Genomic DNA, 19,221 nt, shown 5'->3' on the forward strand with positions numbered 1-19,221 from the left:
TCTCCCCTCCCTACCCTACAATTTTACCATCTTCAATATGAATAATTTTATCTGACAGTTGTGCTATTTCCTCATTATGGGTAATCATTACTATAGTTTGATGAAATTCCATGCTTGTGGCTTTTAAAAGTCCAATTACATCCTGACTTGTTCTGCTGTCTAAATTTCCTGTAGGTTCGTCTGCCAGTATGATAGCAGGCTTGGCAGCTAATGCCCTTGCAATAGCCACCCGCTGCTGCTGTCCACCGGACAGGTTGTTTGGCAGTGCATTGAGTTTCTCCTCCAGTTTCAACATTTTCACAATTTTATCCACAAAATTTTCATCCACTTTGTTGCCGTCAAGCTCAATGGGAAGAACAATATTTTCATAAACATTCAGTATAGGCACTAAATTATAATTTTGAAATACAAATCCAATACTTCTGCGCCTAAAAACAGTAAGTGATTCATCATCCATAAGAGATAACTCTTTTCCATCTACTAGTACACTTCCGGAAGTGGGTTTATCTAATCCTCCAAGCATATGTAACAAGGTAGATTTGCCACTGCCAGAAGTGCCTACAATAGCAGCAAACTGGCCATCTTCTACAGTTATACTTACTCCATCTAAGGCTTTTACAATAGTGTCTCCCGATCCATAATATTTTTTTAATTCATTCGTTTTTAATATGTCCATATTTCCTCCTTCCAAAATATAATTAAGTATAATATTTTTAGTAGTATTATACTTATATATTACAGTGGAAATATCTCATGAATCTCTCAATTTTAAAATAAAATATCACAGTATTGAGATATTGAGAAAGAGAAAAAAGCAGCTGCTAAAACTGCCTTTCATTAGGTAGAAATACAGAAAAGGTTGAACCCATGCCTACCTTAGAAGTTACCTTTATATATCCTCCCTGTGGTGAAATAATCTGGCGGGAAAGATAAAGTCCTATGCCAACCCCATATATATGTTGGACTTCCTCTTCACGGTAAAACCTCTTAAATATATTAGTTACATTCTGTTTTGCAATGCCTTTTCCCGTATCACTAATATCAATTTTTGTATACATCTCCCACCGAGTTACTTCAACAGAAATCTTTCCTCCTTTTTCTGTATACTTTACTGCATTGTCTAAAATATTAAAGAGAGCTTCAGCTGTCCATTTTCTATCATGAAATACTTTAATATGAGGATCACAGTTTATTGTTACTTCAATATTTTTCTTTTCTGCTGGGAGAACAATACTGCTTAAAGCCAAAGCTAGGGTATCATACAATGGTATGGATTCAATATAAAGTGTAATAGCTCCTATTTCCAATCTAGACATTTTCACCAAAGACTGCATTAAAAAATCCAACTTATTAATTTGAATTTCCATAGTCAGCAAAAACTCCCTTTGCTTTTCAGCGGGAAGCTGTGACTGAAGCAGGGTAGAATTATACATTTTAAGGTTTGCCACAGGGGTTTTTACTTGATGTGAAATATCTGAAACCATTTCCTGTATAGCCTGTTTTTCATTTTCATTTCTACTGCTGTTTTCCCTCATAATCTTATAAAGGCGTCTTAACTTTACATGAATTTTAGCAATTAAATCTTCAGATTCCATATGGAAGGCAATTTCTTCTTTTCCATTCATTATATCTTCAATACACTGACTTATTGAATCAGAAAAATCAACTATCTTTTTTCTTACAAGTAAAATAAATATAAAAGCCAATATAACAAAAGATGTGATAAATAAAAATGCACTAGCCCTTATAATCCAGTGTTGAAAATAGAAAAATACAGCTGTAATAAAACATACTCCAAGTATAAAAAATGAAATGCCAATTCCCCTATAGATATTACTTATAGACACTTTCTTTTTCAGCATTTTTCGTTTATCCACATATACCCCATACCATAAACTGTTTTTATGTATTTTCTATTTTCACTCTCAATTTTTCCCCGAAGGCGATTAATATTAACAGTAAGAGCATGTTCATCAACAAAATTTCCATGACAGTCCCATAACTTTTCAAGCAATACTTGTCTTGTAAGTACTTTATTGGGATTTTCTATGAATACCTTCAACATTTTATATTCCGTGGGGGTCAATGTAATATATTTTCCTTCCAAAGTTGCTGTGAACCTATTAAAATCCAGAATAAAACTGCCCTGTGTATAAATATTTTCTCCTGACTGTTTATTACATCGCCTTAAAATAGCTGCTACTTTTTTTCTGAAGATATTAATATTAAAAGGCTTTGTAATATAATCCTCAGCACCTAATTCAAAACCCTTCATAACATCTTCTTCCATATCACGGGCAGTTAAAAATACCACAGGAACATCTCTTCGGGATTTTATTTTTTTGCAAAAATCAAAGCCGCTTCCTTCAGGCAAATTTATATCTAATACAACTAAATCGAAGTCCGTATCTCTTATATTTTCCTCGGCAGAAGGCATATTATATGCCGAAATGACTTCATAGTTATCTAATTGAAGGTTATAACACAGCCCAGAATTTAGCATAATATCATCTTCAACAACAAGGATTCGCTTCACTAAAATCACTCCTCCTAAATAAATCTTTTAAACACATACTAACCTTAATTAATTTTACTGTCAAACGATAAAAAACATATGTGCAGAATACAGATAAATTATTAATAAATTTACTCTGTAAATAAAGAAAGAGCCTCATATTACATTAAGGCTCTTTTCTTACTGATTTATATTTTGATTTATCTCTATCTTCTAGATCTATATACTGAAAATCTCCATTTGAGTTCTTCTTTATGCCTAACTTTTCATATTGTTTATTTTTTACTTTACGCTTATTAACCATCATTATCACCTCTGAATTAGTATGTATACTAACTTATTGTTTTATACTCCTTTAGTTGCCTTTTCTCTACTGATAAGAGGTATACCCATACATTGAATGTCCTCTTTTTGATGTTTCTATTGCAGTTGTCAGACCGCAAATATATTCTACATTAAAAGAAGTTTTTATATCATGATTCAAAGCTAAAAGCTTTTTTAAACCCCAAATCTAACGCAGGTTTTCCTGAATTGTAAAATGAATTGCAGCCCATTAACTTTATTTGAGTCATAAAATTTTAAGTTAAATATATATGTCCAGGAGGCTGCATCCTGGCTTACAAAAAGATTGGTGAGGAGCCAGTCTTTTTGTTGCGTTGTTTTTATCAGACATTTATCCTTAAAACGTTGGCGGCAGAATGGAGGATATATGTCTAATTTTTTTACCTATGAAGAAAGACTTGAGTTGCAGAAATATCTGAAAAAAAGTCTTTCCTTTAAAGAAATCAGCTGCAAATTGGATAAAAATCCAACTACGATATCAAGAGAAGTACGTAAATACTGTTCTGAAGTTGCCACCGGTTATCCTGGTTTCCCTTTTAATTCCTGTAAGAACCGTTTTAACTGTCGAATAAAAAAAGTCTGTGGCAAGGAATGCTCCAGAAAATCAGATATCTATTGTAAACTTTGCACTTCGTGCAATGACAACTGTTCTCAATTTGTAGAAGAGATCTGTACCGCCAGATTCAGAGTTCCCTACGTTTTGTAACGGATGTGAAACGATTGGTAAATGTACACTTTTGAAGAATATTTACGATGCGGAGCATGCCCATATTAAAGCTTATGAAGCTATTTCAAAGTCACGAAGTGGCTTATGTATATCTGAAGATGAAATCAGCAGACTTAATAAGATTATTTCACCTCTGGTTCAAAATGGTCAGTCTGTGAATCAGATCTATATCAATCATAAGGATGAACTGATGTGCAGCGAAAAGACCATTTACAATTATATTGATGCATGCCTGTTTGATGTCAGGAACATTGATCTTCCCAGAAAAGTTAAGTTTCGTGAGCGATACAAAAAGCCTGAATTTAAAGTAGATAAAGGCTGCCGCATTGGTCGCAATTATGAAGCATTTGGAACTTTTATGGATAAGAATCCTGACATAGCAGTAGTACAAATGGATTCTGTCATTGGTAGTAAAGGAGGTAAATGTCTTTTAACTATTCATTTTGTAGAATGCAGTCTTATGCTTGCTTTTTTAAGAGAAGCAAACACATCAAAATCTGTGATTGATGTATTCAATCAACTTGATAGTACCCTTGGGAAAGACTTGTTTAGCAAACTATTTCCAGTTATTCTTACTGATAACGGAAGTGAATTTTCTAATCCCAAATCGATTGAATATAGGAACATTTCCTTTGCTGCGTACGCATGTATTTTACTGTGATGCGGGAAGTCCCTATCAAAAAGGAGCTATTGAAGTAAATCATGAACTTATACGTCGTGTACTTCTAAAAGGAACGAGTTTTAATCAGCTTACACAGGATGATATTAATTTAATGATGAATCATATCAATTCCTACAAAAGAAAAAAGCTAAATAATCGTAGTCCCTACGAAACATTCAGCTTTTATCATGGAGAAGAAGTTTTACATAAGCTTGGATGTGCACCAGTTGCCCCCAGTGATATCATGTTAAAACCTGCTCTTCTCAAAAAATAATAAATTTGCGTGCCGCCAACCATCTATTTGTCTAAGGAATAAAGGGGTGGATTCTCCGATTACAAAAAAATCGAGAGGGAGTTGACTCCTCTTTGGCATGCCTGTGATTATTATAATACTCCAATAAAAGTTGAAGATCAAACTGCATTTGGTTTACAAAAGTGGCTTCTCGTTTACAAAAACTGCAATTCGAGTACAAAAGTGGCATTTCGTTTACAAATATTCAGTTGTCGTTTACATATATGGCTTCTCACTTTACAAAGTGGCTTCTCACCTTACAAGTAAGTTACAAGTAAGTTTTCTAAAAAAGTCAATAAGGTTTCCTTTATAAATCTCAATAATTATTTATTGAAAAACAATAAATAATTATTGAAATTATTAAGAGGATGTAGTATGATGAAATTACAAAATTGTAAATGGAGGCAGTGATTTATGAAAGAGAACAAATATAATTCTATGGCTAAATTTTTAATAATTGTATTAAATGTGCTTATTGCCTTTGGGGTATTAACCTTTATAAGTTTAATTATAAGTACATTAACTTTAGGGGATATTGGGGCAGCAAATAGAAAATATATTGTAAACTGTATATTGTTTTTTATTGGAACTTCTTCCTTGGTATTTATTCTTTACTGTCTTAGAAAGATTTTAAAGTCTGTTATAAATGCAGGACCCTTTAATATGAGTATTGTGAAAAATCTAAAGGATATAGCTTTAAGCTGCTTTATTATAACTATATGCTATTTAATAAATTTCTTTTATAATAATCAGTTTAAAAGCTTCAAGTTAATAGAGATAGATCCAAGGGGCATACACACAGATACGGAATTCCTGATATTCTTCTTTGCAGGGTGCTTTGTTTTGATACTGGCTCAAATATACAAGCAGGCCGTGGAAGTAAAAGAAGAAAATGATTTCACGGTTTAGACACTAAAGGAGGCGTATTATGGCTATAATTGTAAACCTTGATGTAATGATGGCAAAACGCAAAATCTCTCTTAATGAACTGGCCGAGAAGGTTGGAATAACCAATGCCAATTTATCAATATTAAAAACCGGAAAGGCCAAGGCTGTAAGGTTTTCCACACTAGAGGCTATATGCAGGGAACTTAAATGTCAGCCGGGAGATATTTTAGAGTTTAGAGAGGAATAAAAGGAGGAGGCAAAATGGAAGTTAATAAAACTTTACAAACTAAAACTAAGTATGGGCTATACTGTGTGCTATTTTCACTGCTGCTTGGAATTATATTTGACAGATTATTTTTTGACAAGGCCCCTGGCATATCCTACCCCATATTTATAGGGCTGTGCATTGGATTTTTCCTATGGTCCATGAGAGATAGGCTAAGAATGAGAAAAAGCTTTGGCTGGTTTTTACTTATACCAATAGCCCTACTGTCCCTCAGCTTTGCAGTTCATACAGAGAACATATTTTATTTATTAAATTTTTTAGCGGTTCCAATTCTTATGATTGCAAGTTCTATTTTAATCGTGAATCCAAGGCTTAAATGGGATAAATCCAGTTTTATAGCTGAGATGTTAAGAAAAGGAATAGCAAATGTGTTTAATAATATCACCAAGTCCTTTACAATTTTAAAGGCTTCAGTAAAAATAGAAAAAACTTTTGAAATGAAGGAAGGAAAAAAGCAAATATTAATTGGCATACTTGTTTCCTTGCCTTTGCTTGTGATTTTAATAATACTTTTAAGTTCTGCAGATATGGTTTTTGGCTACTACTTTGCTAACCTGACAAGGATTTTTAATAATATAAATATAGAAGAGTTTGTACCACATGCCATAATCATTTTAGTTATAGCTTTCTATTTATTTGGTTATGTTTGGGGCTTTAAAAGTGAGGAAAAAGCAATTCAAAAGGGCTTGGATGCCCCTGCTGCGAACTGGGAGGCCGTTACAATAATAACTGTATTGGCTGCTTTAAATATATTGTATCTGATTTTCACAATAATTCAATTTTCTTATCTTTATGGTGGAAATAATATAGCACTGCCAGCTGATTTCACCTATGCAGAATATGCTAGAAAAGGCTTCTTTGAGCTAGCCGCAGTTACCTTTATCAACTTTATAATAGTGCTAATCTGCCTGAAATATATAAAAAAAGATAATAAAAGGCTTTTAAAGACAGCAAATCTTCTTTTAACTGTGCTTGTAGCATTTACCTTAAATATGCTTTTTTCTGCTAATTTTAAGCTTACTTTGTATGAGGCAGCCTTTGGGTATACTTTTTTAAGGGTATCGGTGCATTTATTTATGCTGCTGCTTTTCATACTGTGCCTGGTTGTGGCTGCTGGTATTTGGTACAGAAAAATTCCTATAGTAAAAAGCATAATTGTGATAACAATAATTATGTATACAATAATAAACTATCTTAATATAGATGGTCTTATAGCCAGAAAAAATATAGAACGCTATAATGAAACTGGCAAGCTGGATGCTTATTATTTGACTTCATTGTCTTTTGAAGCCGTTCCTTACTTGATTGAACTGAGGGATAAGGGGGACAGCCATATAAAAATAGTTATTGATAAAAACTTGAAATATAGAAAAGAAGTGCTTGATAAGCAAAATTCATGGACTGAATTTAATTTTAGTAAAAACAAAACTAGAAAATTATTAAACCAGGGGATCTAAAACCCTGGATTTTTCACATATTCAAGAAAATAGGTGATGATGTCCATCAATAATATAACTTCCAAACTTTGTATCTTTTTCCTACCAATGATATGTGCAATTTATAGACTTTTTGAAAGTGGTGAATAATCACTGCCATACGCCTGGATAAGTTCTTCTAAGATTCAGGTACTCTTAACTTCTCTTATCCATATTATTGATCATAATCTTATATGCACTGCTATTGTATTTATAAATTTTCTAATATCTATATTTTTATACTTGTTATGATTAATATATATATAGAACAAGCCAAACCATGTGCCGAAAATCCTTAAATATTTATTTACCCTTAAATCCTTTTCTCTTGTAATCCTTATGGTATTAGCCATTCTAAGTGAATACATTTCAGCAATATATATTTCATCCCATTTCAACTTTATTTCTTTGAATAACTTTTTTATTATAATACCATCATAATTAATTTCAACATATTGCTTATTTAGAATAATTGAAGATATTAGATCTAAATCTAAATACAAGGTAAAAAAAAGGGGTAAAAGTATTATAGGCATTACTAGCACTAAAAGGATATCTTTTTGGAATAAGATACTATAACTGAAAATAACAAATATATTTAAATATATAGTGGTAATAATAAGGATTAGTTGATATTTGGGATTAAATTTTATGGGTATATGATATATATTGTTTTTATTTTTATACATACCGCACATCCTTTCGATATATCTCATTATTATTAACTATTTATTCAAATATTAACTTACTAGAAGATCATCAAAGAGCAGAGTTCAAATAAAGAACATATATCAGATGTAATATAACTATTATAAGTATATATTACCAACACCACTATTTTCAAAGACTAATTTATCCCAATTATTAAATGCAGAAAAAACAACCAGCAGTTTTCCCCATCTGTCATACACATAACTTACTACTTCAGTTCCGGTATTATCAATAAGTCAAATAATGTCTCCCTGGCCATTTCTTAATAATATATATGTCTAAACTAGAAACTACAGAAATTTGTATCTATAAATTTCTATAGTTTCCATCCTTATATTTACCAATCGATTTTATTTTTCTTTTATAACTAAATGCCAATTTTCACGTTCTTACGGATTTTTCTTCCCTAAAGTGTCAAATCAAATTGTAACAGTTTGTTAATAATCCCTAGGCTCCCTCAACAAACCTGATTTATACCTTACTAACAATTGATATTAGTCATAATTTTACCTAACTTCTTTAAAATTTATAATAAATATTTTATTTATCTTTATCATCTAAAGATTACTACTTTGACATAAGTTTATTGTACACATAATTCGCCTTATCTTTTACTTGTTCAGCATTAAAATAGACATTGGGTATTGCTAAATCCTCCTCAACTGGAGAATATCTGGCAGTAAACTCACAAAGCTCTGCAAAACAAGTCTTTTCTATATTATTTAATACATTATAATCTACTTCGGTATTATAAACTACTGTAAATTCATCACAAAATAAATCTATATGGTACTCTTCTTTTATAAATTTTTCAACTAGGTAATAAAGTTTTTCTCTAGGATTCATTTTCTCCTTCCTCTCTATTTTTTTAATATTTCAATTAATGGTCCCATAGCCTTTCTCGCATATTCAAAATGATATATAGTATTAGTCTGTTCATGATATAATACTTCCAGATTATACATACTACTACCACTTCTATATATCAGTTCAGGCTTATCCTTAACTTTAGCAGCTTTATCCGCAGCTTTGTCTATTCCCCAGGATATTTCATATTTATCTTTTTTTATTATAATAAGTTTTCTACTTTTAACCTTCTTAGCTACTTTAACCTTGACATCGCTATCTTTATTTTCTAACACGTCATTATTTCCATCGTCCTTGCCCTCTACTATGGAGTTATCAATATCCTTCCACTGTCCTCCGCTGTAATAATGGACAGCCTCATTGTATATTGCTGCTTCAAAGGTTAAATCTTCTGTTAAAAAGTGTTTAATATTTCTTTCTCTTTTTTCTTTAATTTCCCCTATTATTCTTGATTTCTTCTTTTTATTTGTTGTATGTATGCCTGAAGTATCCCTTTGTTCTGGAGGACTGGGTGCCACCTGTCTGGCTGAAACAGCCTTTTTATGTTTTTTCACAAAATCACTTCCATTAAATTTCTACTATATCAGCATATTGTTAATTAATAGAAGCTGTTACCTAATTCATGTAAAATGCTATTTTTACTACATCTATAACAATTGTTTTCTATTATTATATAAAGATTTATAGCCTAAATTTAATGATAAAAACACTGTTATGCAAACAGAAGTACAGATTGCAATCATAATAGCTATTTGGTACATAATTGCTGTGGTAGGTAACGTACCAGATAATATCTGTCCTGTCATCATTCCAGGCAAAAATACTATTCCCATTCCTACCATGGAATTCAGTGTGGGAATTAATGCAGTTTCTAAAGCATTATTAGCAAAAGGCTTCAAAATATCTTTAGGTTCTACTCCCAAATTAAGTAAAGTATTAATTCTATTTTTTTCTTTATTTACAGAATCCATAAAGGTTTTTATTCCAATATTTATTCCAGTCATGGCATTCCCGATTATCATACCGGCTAAAGGTATGCTGTATTGAGGATTAAATATAGATTTGTTAACCACTACAGTCATAAAGAAAAATAAAATAAAAATCCCTGAAAATGTTAAGGAAGCTCCTATTGCAATCTTAAAATCATAATTTAAATCCTTTCTGCTTTTAATTACTCTATTAACGGCAAATGCTATCATAAGTATAAGAAAAACAACAGTAAACAAAGGCTTTGGATTACTAAATATATATTGAAGTATATACCCTACAATTACCAGTTGAACTGACATTCTTAAACTTGCAGCTAAGAGAAGTTTTGTTTGATTGACTTTTGATTTTTTCATTATTAATAGCACTATAATTAGCAGTAAATAAATAAGCAAAAACTGAAAAATACCCAATGAAACTACTCCTTGCAAATTTTGTCCTCCTTAACTATTTCAATTTTATTTTCACAAAACTCCCCAACAATATTTTTATCATGACTTACAATTACAATATCAATATTTTTTCCCTTACAAAAATTTATTACATTTTTCATTATTTTATAGCTGTTTTTTTCATCTAATGCTGAAGTTGGCTCGTCCAACAATATAACCTTTGGACATAAAGATAAAAAAATGGATATATAGATTCTTTGACGTTCTCCACCAGAAAGGCTAGATGCATTTTGATCTAAGGGAATATTTACAGAGCAAAGTCTGGTAATATAACTGACATAATCTTTCTCAGGCACAGGTAATTGCCTCATGGAGTAAAAGATTTTAAAATTATCTAAAATACTCTCATCAAAGAGAAAAGGTTCTTGAGAAACTAAACTTACCTCACGTCTTAAAGCAATGGGGTCATATTCTTCTATTGCCTTATTGTTATACAATAATTCTCCAGATACCGGACTTATGGAATGATTCAGCAGCTTTAAAAAAGTACTTTTACCGCTTCCGCTCTCCCCAACAATAAAATTAATTTTATTCTTTTCAATTTTAACACTATCATAAGTCAAGTTAGCTTTATAAATAAGGTTACTGGCTTGAAATAATGGTTTATTCATTATATTTCCTTCCTTTATTTACATATACAAGTCACGGATGCCAGGAATGCTTATATCTCTTTCAAGCTAAGTCCCATCCTTGACTGCAGTATATCCAATTGATAAAATAATATCATAGATAACGAAAATTAATATCTGAATCAGATATCTACATTAGATATCGAACTACGATATCTAAATTATAAATTAAGGATATCACAGGAGGAATTTAAATGCAAGATCAAATTATGAGAAAATTATTTTTGGGATTTATTCATGTTCATATATTACATCATGCCAAGGAGGAACCTTTTTATGGGGCGTGGATGATAGAAGAACTCAAGGAACACGGATATGAAATCAGCGCCGGGACACTATATCCCATACTTCACACACTGGAGAAAAATGGTGTTTTGAAAGTTGAAGATAAGAATGTTGAGGGAAAGATAAGAAAATATTATTCAATTACTGAGTTTGGAGAAGAGGTTCTTAAAGAAGCCAAAGCAAAGGCATACGAATTATTTAAAGAAATAAAAGATTAAACCTATTTTATTTTTACAAAAATTGTACTCCCATTATTTACTCATATAATATATTTACCACTTAAGAAAGGACAAGAGGGCTTTAAATTATGAAAATATTTTTATATTATATTTTACTTGTAAATATATATGGCTTTATATTAATGTATTTGGATAAAAACAAATCTAAAAAAGGAAAGTGGAGAATATCTGAAAACAAACTTTTTATTACAGCTATTTTATTTGGAAGCTTGGGTATATTTTTAGGTATGTATGCTTTCAGACATAAGACCAAGCATCCAAAATTTGTCATAGGCATTCCTATTATTATCATATTACAGTTATTTCTATACTTTAAATATCTAAATAATCTGCTGCCATAAATAATTACTAGAAAATCTTATTTATTACTGTATAAAGCTGATTTAGAGCCTTATCTAGGAGAAACAGATCTTCTTTATCAAGGCCTTCTATTTTTGTTTTAATGCTGCTGATTATATCTTTTTGCAGATTATCAAGAAGCTCACTACCAGAGGAAGTGATTTTTATCTTTACTATCCTTCTGTCTTTACAATCCTGTTCCCTACAGACCCAGTTACTGGCAATAAGCTTATCAATAATAGGTGTTAACTGGGGTTTTGCAATTTTAATTTCCTCTGCAAGTTCTGTCATTGTAAATGAATGTTTTTCAGATAAAATAGACATGACATGAATTGCTAGAGGACTTACTAAATGTCGTGCTTGCTGTTCAAAGGGTCTTATAAGTTTTCTGTCAAGGGTAGGCAATAAAGTAGATAAATTTTTTGCCACCTGATTTATATCAACTTCTTTCATGTGAGTAACCTCCTAAATATCTATAATCATTGACAATTCCTATATAAGTCAGTATAATAAAATAGTTAATATTTATTAAATATATATATAGGTTAATAATTTATAAACTATAAATAATTAATACACCAACTAGTATATCACAGACCCTTTTCAATATCTATAAAGGGTCTGAAGTGTATTTATACACATTTAAATGCTATTTAAAATATTATCAGGAGGTAAAAAATGAGTGAAAGAGGGTATGAAAATACAAACCAGACAAATAATCAAAAGTATTTAGGGAAAAAAGGTCTTATTGCCTTTATAGCATTAATGAATATGTTTATTCCTCTCTCTACGGATTTATATCTGCCTGCTTTACCCAAAATGAGTTCATATTTTGGAAGCAGTATTTCAGTAACTAATTTGACACTAACTGCTTTTTTCTTCTTTTATGCACTGGGCATTTTAATCTGGGGCCCTATAAGTGATAAGTATGGTCGCAAGCCCGTTCTTATAGTGGGAAGTATCATATACATTATAAGCAGCAGTTTTTGTGCCCTATCTTCAAATGTTTATTTTCTTATTTTTTCGAGAATTGCACAAGGCATAGGAGCTGGGGGCATTACTTCAGTTTCTATTGCTATAATTAAAGACTATTTTTCAGGAAAGGAACGAGAATCCATTCTGGCAATAGTACAATCACTATCAGGTATAGCACCTATGGTGGCACCAATTATAGGCGCCTGGATTTTAAAAATTTCTACCTGGAGGGGTTCCTTCTGGATTCTAACTATAATTAGTATTTTAAATTTATTACTGACTTTTTTATATGAAGAAACTCTGAAAGACAATGAAAGATATCGAGGAACATTGGCAAAATCCATGAAGCGTTTATTAGTAGTAGGAAAAAATAAAGGGTTTTTAATCCCGGCCATTATATTTTCACTAAGCGCACTGCCATTTATGGGGTATATAGCTATTTCCTCTTATATTTATGTTGATTATTTTGGTCTCAGCGAACAAGTTTACAGCTATTTTTTTGCAGCTAACGCATTGATATCTATTGTAGGTCCAATTATATATGTAAAATATTTAAGTACTATTGATAAAAAAATTTTTGCTTCAGGATGTTTTGGATTAAGTGTTCTAAGCGGTATTTTAATAATAACTGTAGGAAAACTTTCCCCTGTATTTTTCCTTTTATCTTTTATGATTATATCTTTAATAGGTACTGCTATTCGTCCCTTCAGTACCAACATTTTATTGGAACAGCAGAATGGAGATACAGGATCTGCCTCTTCACTAATCAATACCTTATTTACTGTATTTGGCAGCGTAGGAATGTTATTAGCTTCTATTCCTTATAAAAATATAGTTGTGGGATTAGGAGGTTTGGTTACATTATTTTCGGCCACAGCGCTCATAGGCTGGTATGGATTTATAAAATCAAACGTTCCTTGTATAGGGGTAAAACAGTCAAATTATAAATTAAATAAAGATGCTGTGAATTAAATTTTTGTACTATGAAAAACTGGGAATTAGATTAAATTCTATTCCCAGTTTCATTTTTTACATAATTATAAAAGCTTCTTAATCCAATTCTAATGTTTAAATCTCTAATATATGATAGGATAATAATGAGAATCTAATTAACTTTTACAAAGGGGTATCTTTCTATGGGTTTCAACATATTAAAAGCAATATATGTATTTGATAATTATATTTTATTTCTTATAAAAAAATATACACAGAATAAATATTTGGGTGCTGTAATGCGTGTGATAACTACTGCAGGCAATTTAGGTACAATTTGGATAATAATGGCCCTTTTATTAATAATAAATAGACCTTACAGGGAAATTGGTATTTTAGTACTATTAACTCTAATTGCAAGTACCATTTTAGGAGAAGGGATTATAAAAAATATAGTAAAACGAAACAGACCTTTTTACAGGAGACCTAATTTAAACTTGCTCATAACAAAACCTAAGTCCTATTCTTTTCCTTCAGGACACACTTTATCATCTTTTGCTGCAGCACATACCCTGTCTGTATATTTTCTGCAGTATAAATTTATATTTATTGCAATAGCACTTTTGATAGCCTTGTCAAGAGTATATCTATATGTTCATTATCCTACAGACATTATATCAGGAACCATACTTGGTATACTATGCTCTAAATTAGTACTTATTGTTTTTAAAAAAGAATACATTGCAGACATTATAAGTATCTGCCAGAACATATTTTAAAAACAGCAGAGAGTAAATATTGAAAATCAAATTTTTACTCCCTGCTATTTTAAAATCCATATATATTGATCTACCAAATTTAAATCCTGCTATGCCAATTCATCCTTAGAACTTTTTTCTAAAAAAACACTTCCTATAATCATTATAACTGCAAAAACAATAAGATAATAAACCACAGACATGCCATGGGCCAGATAAGCTGCAGCAACCATAAATACACAACCTATAATAGAAAGTGTAGGCATTATAAACCGCTTAAATGTACCTAGATCTTTCTCTTTCTTCATTAACATGAGAAATATTGGTATATATGCCGCATAAAGAGTTATTATAGGAAGCTCCGATGTATCAAAACAAAATACTCCAAACCAGGGTGAAGTAAGATTTGCTCCATAAAAGTAAAGCAGCCAAAACCCACAGAGGAGTAATCCAAAAACAGAGGAGTTAGTTGGCATATCAGTAATTGAATCTACCTGTTTAAAAATGTCAGGCCTTGGCCCTGCGTTTCTGATAGCCAGTGAATACAATCCCCTGCTGCATCCCAGCATAAGCCCATTTAACGTGCCAAGACAGGATATAATAACAAATACAAAAACCGAAGCTCCCCCTGCTGAACCAAAAATATTCTGAAAAGCTAGTTTTGCACCTGCTTCACCACTTTTCATCAGTGTTTCTGTAGTAACCACACCCGCAAGTCCTATATAATAGAAAATATACACCGCCACCACTATAAAGGCTCCTATCATAAGTGCCTTTGGCAAATTTTTTTTAGAATCTCTAATCTCCGAGTTTATTGAAGTGGCAATAATCCATCCTTCGTAGGCAAAAGCAACTGCCACCACAGAAGCAAATAAACCTCCTCCTACACTTACACTGGAATCCACCGCATGAGAAAAATTATTTATGGTCATGCCATTTGATAATCCAATTATAGTACCTATAACCGCCATAAGCAGAAGAGGTACAAGTTTAATAACCGTAGTAGCTACCTGAAATTTTCCCGCAATAACAGGCGAAAGCGAATTTATTGCAAAACTGGCAACAAGATAAAAACATGCAATAGTCATGCAGGCTCCTCCCGTGATATCCCATCCAATAAGCACACAGGTATATCGTGCAGATACCCAGGCCAATACAGACGTAATAGTGGGTTGATAAATAACTGCCATAAACCATCCTACATAATATCCATATTTTTTACCTACGGACACTTCAGCATAATCCACTACACCGTTAACCTTTTCATACTTTGTAGCCATTGTAGCAAAAGAATAAGAACATATAATCATAATTAGACCTACAATACCCCATGCAGCAATTCCAAGAGGCATATTTCCTCCGGTAGCTTTAAGTACAGCCTCTGCCTTAAAAAAAACTCCACTTCCTATAACGATACCTACTACCATGGCGACCGCTGTAAATAACCCATATTTCTTTTTCAATCCAATTTCCATTTTTTTCAATCTCCTTTATAACTTTCTTTTGATTGTTGTCAATAATTCACCACCTATAAAGGGAGAATTTATGATTCTACTTCTACCTTAGAAGTGATAATATCCATTGAAATTGAAGCTCAAGTTTAGCTTTGTTATACTTGTCCCCAAAATATCCTTAATTGAATGAGCATTTCAGACAAAAAATAGAATACCTTTACATTATTTCGACAAAAGTTAGTATATCATTTCTTTGTTGAGTTTACAACCAAAAACCATACTGTGACTATTTTTACCTACATGACTTAAAAGTAAATAAAATAAGATTCAGATAGAGTATGTCAAACTCCACCTGAACCCTGAAATCATTTGATTCCGGCACCATCCAAATAACTTTTATCTAACAAGTCACTTACCTTTACATCTTTTCTAACTGTATTCTTTTCCCTTAAACTTTTAATAGTAGAAGTCAGTGATGTTGTAACTTCATCAGTTAATCTTATGTCAAAATCTTCTTTAGCAAGACCTTTTACTACAATTTCCTTATCTAACTTGAGCTCCTTGGAAATAATATCAGCAGCCTCATCAGAATTTGCTTTAGTCCATTCTTCTGACTTGTGGTAGACTTTTAAAATTCTTTTCACGATGTCAGGATTTGCCTTTGCAAAATCATTATTTACTATAATCAAATTAACTTCATATTTTAAATTCGTTCCGTCTCCTATTTTAGATGCTGTTCCCTCAGCTTCAATCGAAGATGCATATGGATCCCATGTAATTGCAGCATCTATATTTTTAGATGTAAAAGATGTCTTTATGTCTGGCGGTTGTAAATTTACAAGTTGAACATCACTTTCTTCAAGTCCTTCTGATGCCAGATATCTGACAAGCAGCAGATGTGCAGATGAACCAACAGTAACTGCCACCTTTTTGCCTTTCAAATCCTTAGCTGATTTTATGTTTGAGCCAGCTGCCGCAAGTATTGTATTTAGCTTATATCCTACGGCATAAGTTCCAATACCTTTAATATCTATGTTATTTGCCCTTGCCTGTATGGATGGCTGATCTCCAATTTGTCCTATATCCAGCTTTCCACCTGCAAATGCTTCAACCATAGGAGGCCCAGATACAAAACTTTGAAATTTAATCTTTATATTGTCATTTTTAAATTCTTCATCAAACCATCCTTTATTTTTTGCAATAATTAAAAGTGCATGATTTATTCCTGGCTGATAGCCTATATTTATTTCTTTTAACTTTGATTGTTCTTGTTTTTTACTGCCTGATGAATTATTCGCTTGTCCACAACCAGATAAAGCAAGTAAGCCTATCAAAAGTATTGTAATTACAGAAAATATTTTTTTCATATTATTCATCTCCTTTAAATATCTGCATTAATTTCCACCACTGGTAATTCTTCTTTAATCAAGTCAGGATATTTGAGTCCACTTCCTGTATTTAAAAGCACTATTTTTTCATCAGATTTCAAGAAACCTTCTCTCAACAGTTTTTTAACTGCTGCAACTAAAGAAGCTCCTTCAGGGCATATAAATAACCCTTCTCTTTTTGCCAGAATATCAAGTGATTCCACAATTTCAGAATCTTTTACTTCTACTGCTGTACCATTACTTTTTCTTACTGCATCTAAAACTATGAAATCTCCCAAAGCCTTAGGTACCCTTATTCCACCAGCTATAGTATTGGCACCTTTGCAGAACTCAGAATCTTTATTTCCTTCATTAAATGCCTTTACAATAGGATTGCATCCTTCTGCTTGAACAGCTATAAGTTTAGGAACTTTGTCCTTAATCCATCCCAGTTCCTTGAGTTCCTGAAAGGCCTTCCATATTCCTATTATCCCAACTCCTCCTCCTGTTGGATAAAGTATGGCATCTGGAAATTCCCAATTAAAATACTCTGCAATCTCAAATCCCATTGTCTTTTTTCCTTCAATTCTATATGGCTCTTTAAGAGTGGCAGCATCAAACCATCCGTATTTTTCCACACCTTTTGATATTATCTTTCCAGCATCGGATATTAATCCTTTTACAAGATAAGTTTTTGAACCATATACATAGCCTTCTTTTTTAGCAAGCTCAGGGGCATCTTGCGGCATAGCAACTACAAGCTCAATTCCCGCCTTACTGGAATATGCTGACCAGGCTCCTCCTGCATTTCCTGCAGTTGGCATGGCTATAGTTCTTATTCCAAGTTCTTTTGCCTTAGATATCCCAACAGCAGCTCCTCTGGATTTGAAGGTGCCTGTAGGGTTCAATGCTTCATTTTTTATATAAAGCTCTTTTGCTCCTAATTTTTCCCCTAAATTCTGAATTTTAAGTACTGGGGTATCACCCTCCCCAAGTGTAACTATATTTTTCTCATCCTCAATTGGAAGTAATTCTTTAAATCTAAATAATCCTCTTTTTCTTGCCTTAAAAATATCTTTGTTTACTTCTTTTTTCACTTTTTCAAGATCATATCTTACCAGCAGCGGTCCTCCGCAGTGGCATAGATTATGTGGTTTATCCTTCGAATACCTTTCCCCACATTTTGAACATTCTAAATAATTGAAATAGCTCATGATTTTAACTCTCCCTTGTCTGATTTTATTTTTATATATTATATGAAAATGGATTTTCTACCTTTGTAAAAAATTCATTATATATTTCACTTTTAATCCGTGAAAAATCATAACTTCCTCTATCTCTGGGTCTTGAAAGTTCTACCTTTATCATCCTTTTTATCTTTCCAGGTCTGCTGGATAAGACAATCACCCTATCACCTAAATAAATTGCTTCGTCTATATCGTGGGTTACAAGAATCATTGTAGTATTTTGCCTTTTCCATATTTTTAATATTTCCTGCTGCATATTAATACGGGTCATAGCATCCAATGCTCCAAAAGGTTCATCAAGAAGAAGCAGTTTAGGTTTGTTTACAAGTGCTCTTGCAATGCTTATTCTCTGTTTCATTCCTCCAGACAGCTGTTCGGGATATGATTTTGCAAAGCCCTGCAGTTCCACCAGTTCAAGCTGTTCATTTACTAATTCTTTTTTTTCCTTCTTAGACAGTTTTTTGCTTATTCCAAATTCTATATTTTTTTCTACTGTAAGCCAGGGGAAAAGTCTTGATTCTTGAAATACCATGCCTCTATCTATACCTGGACCTTTTACAGGTTTACCGTAAGAATAAATATTACCTTTATAATTTGTATCTAATCCCACTATGGTTCTAAGCAAAGTACTCTTTCCACATCCACTTGCCCCTACAATACTTAGAAACTCTCCTGGTCTTACTGACAGACTAATGTCATTCAGTACATTAAGATACCCATTATCAACTTTAAAATCTTTATTCAAATTTTCTATTTTAACAGCTTCATAATTTTCATCAGTACCCATGTAAT

21 protein-coding genes and 1 pseudogene are annotated in these 19,221 nt (G+C 32.1%); 8 read left to right on the top strand and 14 right to left on the bottom strand.

What is annotated here, in order from left to right:
• Nucleotides 1-10: 10 nt before the first annotated feature.
• The 4 genes from BS101_RS19000 to BS101_RS23020 all read right to left on the bottom strand — a co-directional run bounded on the left by BS101_RS19000 (nucleotide 11) and on the right by BS101_RS23020 (nucleotide 2,822).
• On the bottom strand, nucleotides 11-676 hold the full coding sequence (locus BS101_RS19000; RefSeq protein ID WP_073540234.1) for an ABC transporter ATP-binding protein: 666 nt from the start codon (nucleotides 674-676) through the stop codon (nucleotides 11-13).
• Between the two features lie 145 nt (nucleotides 677-821).
• The gene (locus tag BS101_RS19005; protein WP_073540235.1) at nucleotides 822-1,862 is read right to left on the bottom strand and encodes a sensor histidine kinase; all 1,041 of its coding nucleotides are present in this window, start codon (nucleotides 1,860-1,862) and stop codon (nucleotides 822-824) included.
• Complete coding sequence (locus BS101_RS19010; RefSeq protein WP_073540236.1) at nucleotides 1,856-2,536, bottom strand: response regulator transcription factor; 681 nt, start codon at nucleotides 2,534-2,536, stop codon at nucleotides 1,856-1,858. Before BS101_RS19010 ends, BS101_RS19005 begins: the two co-directional genes overlap by 7 nt.
• 145 nt (nucleotides 2,537-2,681) lie before the next feature.
• The gene (locus tag BS101_RS23020; RefSeq protein ID WP_156876095.1) at nucleotides 2,682-2,822 is read right to left on the bottom strand and encodes a hypothetical protein; all 141 of its coding nucleotides are present in this window, start codon (nucleotides 2,820-2,822) and stop codon (nucleotides 2,682-2,684) included.
• A 402-nt stretch (nucleotides 2,823-3,224) separates the two neighbouring features.
• Between BS101_RS23020 and BS101_RS19015 the strand changes: the two are divergent.
• The 4 genes and pseudogenes from BS101_RS19015 to BS101_RS19030 all read left to right on the top strand — a co-directional run bounded on the left by BS101_RS19015 (nucleotide 3,225) and on the right by BS101_RS19030 (nucleotide 7,168).
• Nucleotides 3,225-4,519: pseudogene (locus BS101_RS19015) on the top strand (IS30 family transposase).
• 432 nt (nucleotides 4,520-4,951) lie between these two features.
• Nucleotides 4,952-5,446, top strand: coding sequence for a DUF2975 domain-containing protein (locus tag BS101_RS19020; protein ID WP_073540237.1), 495 nt, complete (start codon nucleotides 4,952-4,954; stop codon nucleotides 5,444-5,446).
• 19 nt (nucleotides 5,447-5,465) lie between these two features.
• The gene (locus BS101_RS19025; RefSeq protein ID WP_012103730.1) at nucleotides 5,466-5,672 is read left to right on the top strand and encodes a helix-turn-helix domain-containing protein; all 207 of its coding nucleotides are present in this window, start codon (nucleotides 5,466-5,468) and stop codon (nucleotides 5,670-5,672) included.
• Between the two features lie 14 nt (nucleotides 5,673-5,686).
• Complete coding sequence (locus BS101_RS19030; protein ID WP_073540238.1) at nucleotides 5,687-7,168, top strand: DUF4153 domain-containing protein; 1,482 nt, start codon at nucleotides 5,687-5,689, stop codon at nucleotides 7,166-7,168.
• Between the two features lie 200 nt (nucleotides 7,169-7,368).
• Here the strand turns inward: BS101_RS19030 and BS101_RS23505 are convergent, their stop codons facing one another.
• The 5 genes from BS101_RS23505 to BS101_RS19055 form a co-directional block, all read right to left on the bottom strand.
• Nucleotides 7,369-7,689 (bottom strand): hypothetical protein, encoded by a 321-nt coding sequence (locus BS101_RS23505; RefSeq protein WP_198039516.1) that lies wholly within the window; start codon nucleotides 7,687-7,689, stop codon nucleotides 7,369-7,371.
• A gap of 775 nt (nucleotides 7,690-8,464) precedes the next feature.
• A complete protein-coding gene (locus BS101_RS19040; RefSeq protein ID WP_073540240.1) occupies nucleotides 8,465-8,743 on the bottom strand; it encodes a hypothetical protein in 279 nt (92 codons plus the stop codon).
• A 14-nt stretch (nucleotides 8,744-8,757) separates the two neighbouring features.
• The gene (locus BS101_RS19045; RefSeq protein ID WP_073540241.1) at nucleotides 8,758-9,318 is read right to left on the bottom strand and encodes a hypothetical protein; all 561 of its coding nucleotides are present in this window, start codon (nucleotides 9,316-9,318) and stop codon (nucleotides 8,758-8,760) included.
• Nucleotides 9,319-9,411: 93 nt separating this feature from the next.
• Nucleotides 9,412-10,182, bottom strand: a complete 771-nt coding sequence (locus tag BS101_RS19050; RefSeq protein ID WP_073540242.1) for an ABC transporter permease — start codon at nucleotides 10,180-10,182, stop codon at nucleotides 9,412-9,414.
• On the bottom strand, nucleotides 10,170-10,814 hold the full coding sequence (locus BS101_RS19055) for an ABC transporter ATP-binding protein (RefSeq protein ID WP_073540243.1): 645 nt from the start codon (nucleotides 10,812-10,814) through the stop codon (nucleotides 10,170-10,172). The genes BS101_RS19050 and BS101_RS19055 overlap by 13 nt, the downstream gene beginning before the upstream one ends.
• Nucleotides 10,815-11,026: 212 nt before the next feature.
• Between BS101_RS19055 and BS101_RS19060 the strand changes: the two genes are divergently transcribed.
• The gene (locus BS101_RS19060) at nucleotides 11,027-11,335 is read left to right on the top strand and encodes a PadR family transcriptional regulator (RefSeq protein ID WP_073540244.1); all 309 of its coding nucleotides are present in this window, start codon (nucleotides 11,027-11,029) and stop codon (nucleotides 11,333-11,335) included.
• An 89-nt stretch (nucleotides 11,336-11,424) separates the two neighbouring features.
• A complete protein-coding gene (locus BS101_RS19065; protein ID WP_073540245.1) occupies nucleotides 11,425-11,697 on the top strand; it encodes a DUF1294 domain-containing protein in 273 nt (90 codons plus the stop codon).
• A 7-nt stretch (nucleotides 11,698-11,704) separates the two neighbouring features.
• Here the strand turns inward: BS101_RS19065 and BS101_RS19070 are convergent, their stop codons facing one another.
• Complete coding sequence (locus tag BS101_RS19070) at nucleotides 11,705-12,148, bottom strand: MarR family winged helix-turn-helix transcriptional regulator (protein WP_073540246.1); 444 nt, start codon at nucleotides 12,146-12,148, stop codon at nucleotides 11,705-11,707.
• Nucleotides 12,149-12,373: 225 nt separating this feature from the next.
• Here BS101_RS19070 and BS101_RS19075 point away from each other — a divergent pair, with 225 nt between their 5' ends.
• A complete protein-coding gene (locus BS101_RS19075; RefSeq protein WP_073540247.1) occupies nucleotides 12,374-13,642 on the top strand; it encodes a multidrug effflux MFS transporter in 1,269 nt (422 codons plus the stop codon).
• 164 nt (nucleotides 13,643-13,806) lie between these two features.
• On the top strand, nucleotides 13,807-14,382 hold the full coding sequence (locus BS101_RS19080; protein WP_073540248.1) for a phosphatase PAP2 family protein: 576 nt from the start codon (nucleotides 13,807-13,809) through the stop codon (nucleotides 14,380-14,382).
• Nucleotides 14,383-14,471: 89 nt separating this feature from the next.
• On the opposite strand, the gene BS101_RS19085 is transcribed toward BS101_RS19080, so the two are convergent.
• The 4 genes from BS101_RS19085 to BS101_RS19100 all read right to left on the bottom strand — a co-directional run bounded on the left by BS101_RS19085 (nucleotide 14,472) and on the right by BS101_RS19100 (nucleotide 19,216).
• On the bottom strand, nucleotides 14,472-15,836 hold the full coding sequence (locus BS101_RS19085) for an APC family permease (protein ID WP_073540249.1): 1,365 nt from the start codon (nucleotides 15,834-15,836) through the stop codon (nucleotides 14,472-14,474).
• Between the two features lie 344 nt (nucleotides 15,837-16,180).
• Nucleotides 16,181-17,182 carry an ABC transporter substrate-binding protein gene (locus BS101_RS19090; RefSeq protein WP_073540250.1) on the bottom strand — a complete coding sequence of 334 codons (1,002 nt, stop codon included), beginning with the start codon at nucleotides 17,180-17,182 and terminating at the stop codon, nucleotides 16,181-16,183.
• A gap of 14 nt (nucleotides 17,183-17,196) precedes the next feature.
• On the bottom strand, nucleotides 17,197-18,396 hold the full coding sequence (locus BS101_RS19095; RefSeq protein ID WP_073540251.1) for a threonine synthase: 1,200 nt from the start codon (nucleotides 18,394-18,396) through the stop codon (nucleotides 17,197-17,199).
• A gap of 31 nt (nucleotides 18,397-18,427) precedes the next feature.
• A complete protein-coding gene (locus BS101_RS19100) occupies nucleotides 18,428-19,216 on the bottom strand; it encodes an ABC transporter ATP-binding protein (protein WP_073540252.1) in 789 nt (262 codons plus the stop codon).
• Nucleotides 19,217-19,221: the final 5 nt, after the last annotated feature.

It is taken from the genome of Clostridium kluyveri (assembly GCF_001902295.1).
In the GTDB taxonomy this organism is placed as follows: domain Bacteria; phylum Bacillota; class Clostridia; order Clostridiales; family Clostridiaceae; genus Clostridium_B; species Clostridium_B kluyveri_B.

Excerpts from the sequence above, each read along its gene's own strand:
- BS101_RS19090 (WP_073540250.1), bottom strand. The coding sequence starts at position 17,182 with ATGAAAAAAATATTTTCTGTAATTACAATACTTTTGATAGGCTTACTT.
- BS101_RS19085 (WP_073540249.1), bottom strand. The coding sequence starts at position 15,836 with ATGGAAATTGGATTGAAAAAGAAATATGGGTTATTTACAGCGGTCGCC.
- BS101_RS19020 (WP_073540237.1), top strand. The coding sequence starts at position 4,952 with ATGAAAGAGAACAAATATAATTCTATGGCTAAATTTTTAATAATTGTA.
- BS101_RS19095 (WP_073540251.1), bottom strand. The coding sequence starts at position 18,396 with ATGAGCTATTTCAATTATTTAGAATGTTCAAAATGTGGGGAAAGGTAT.
- BS101_RS19040 (WP_073540240.1), bottom strand. The coding sequence starts at position 8,743 with ATGAATCCTAGAGAAAAACTTTATTACCTAGTTGAAAAATTTATAAAA.
- BS101_RS19030 (WP_073540238.1), top strand. The coding sequence starts at position 5,687 with ATGGAAGTTAATAAAACTTTACAAACTAAAACTAAGTATGGGCTATAC.
- BS101_RS19100 (WP_073540252.1), bottom strand. The coding sequence starts at position 19,216 with ATGGGTACTGATGAAAATTATGAAGCTGTTAAAATAGAAAATTTGAAT.
- BS101_RS19070 (WP_073540246.1), bottom strand. The coding sequence starts at position 12,148 with ATGAAAGAAGTTGATATAAATCAGGTGGCAAAAAATTTATCTACTTTA.
- BS101_RS19060 (WP_073540244.1), top strand. The coding sequence starts at position 11,027 with ATGCAAGATCAAATTATGAGAAAATTATTTTTGGGATTTATTCATGTT.
- BS101_RS19000 (WP_073540234.1), bottom strand. The coding sequence starts at position 676 with ATGGACATATTAAAAACGAATGAATTAAAAAAATATTATGGATCGGGA.
- BS101_RS19005 (WP_073540235.1), bottom strand. The coding sequence starts at position 1,862 with ATGCTGAAAAAGAAAGTGTCTATAAGTAATATCTATAGGGGAATTGGC.
- BS101_RS19055 (WP_073540243.1), bottom strand. The coding sequence starts at position 10,814 with ATGAATAAACCATTATTTCAAGCCAGTAACCTTATTTATAAAGCTAAC.
- BS101_RS23020 (WP_156876095.1), bottom strand. The coding sequence starts at position 2,822 with ATGATGGTTAATAAGCGTAAAGTAAAAAATAAACAATATGAAAAGTTA.
- BS101_RS19075 (WP_073540247.1), top strand. The coding sequence starts at position 12,374 with ATGAGTGAAAGAGGGTATGAAAATACAAACCAGACAAATAATCAAAAG.
- BS101_RS19080 (WP_073540248.1), top strand. The coding sequence starts at position 13,807 with ATGGGTTTCAACATATTAAAAGCAATATATGTATTTGATAATTATATT.
- BS101_RS19065 (WP_073540245.1), top strand. The coding sequence starts at position 11,425 with ATGAAAATATTTTTATATTATATTTTACTTGTAAATATATATGGCTTT.
- BS101_RS19025 (WP_012103730.1), top strand. The coding sequence starts at position 5,466 with ATGGCTATAATTGTAAACCTTGATGTAATGATGGCAAAACGCAAAATC.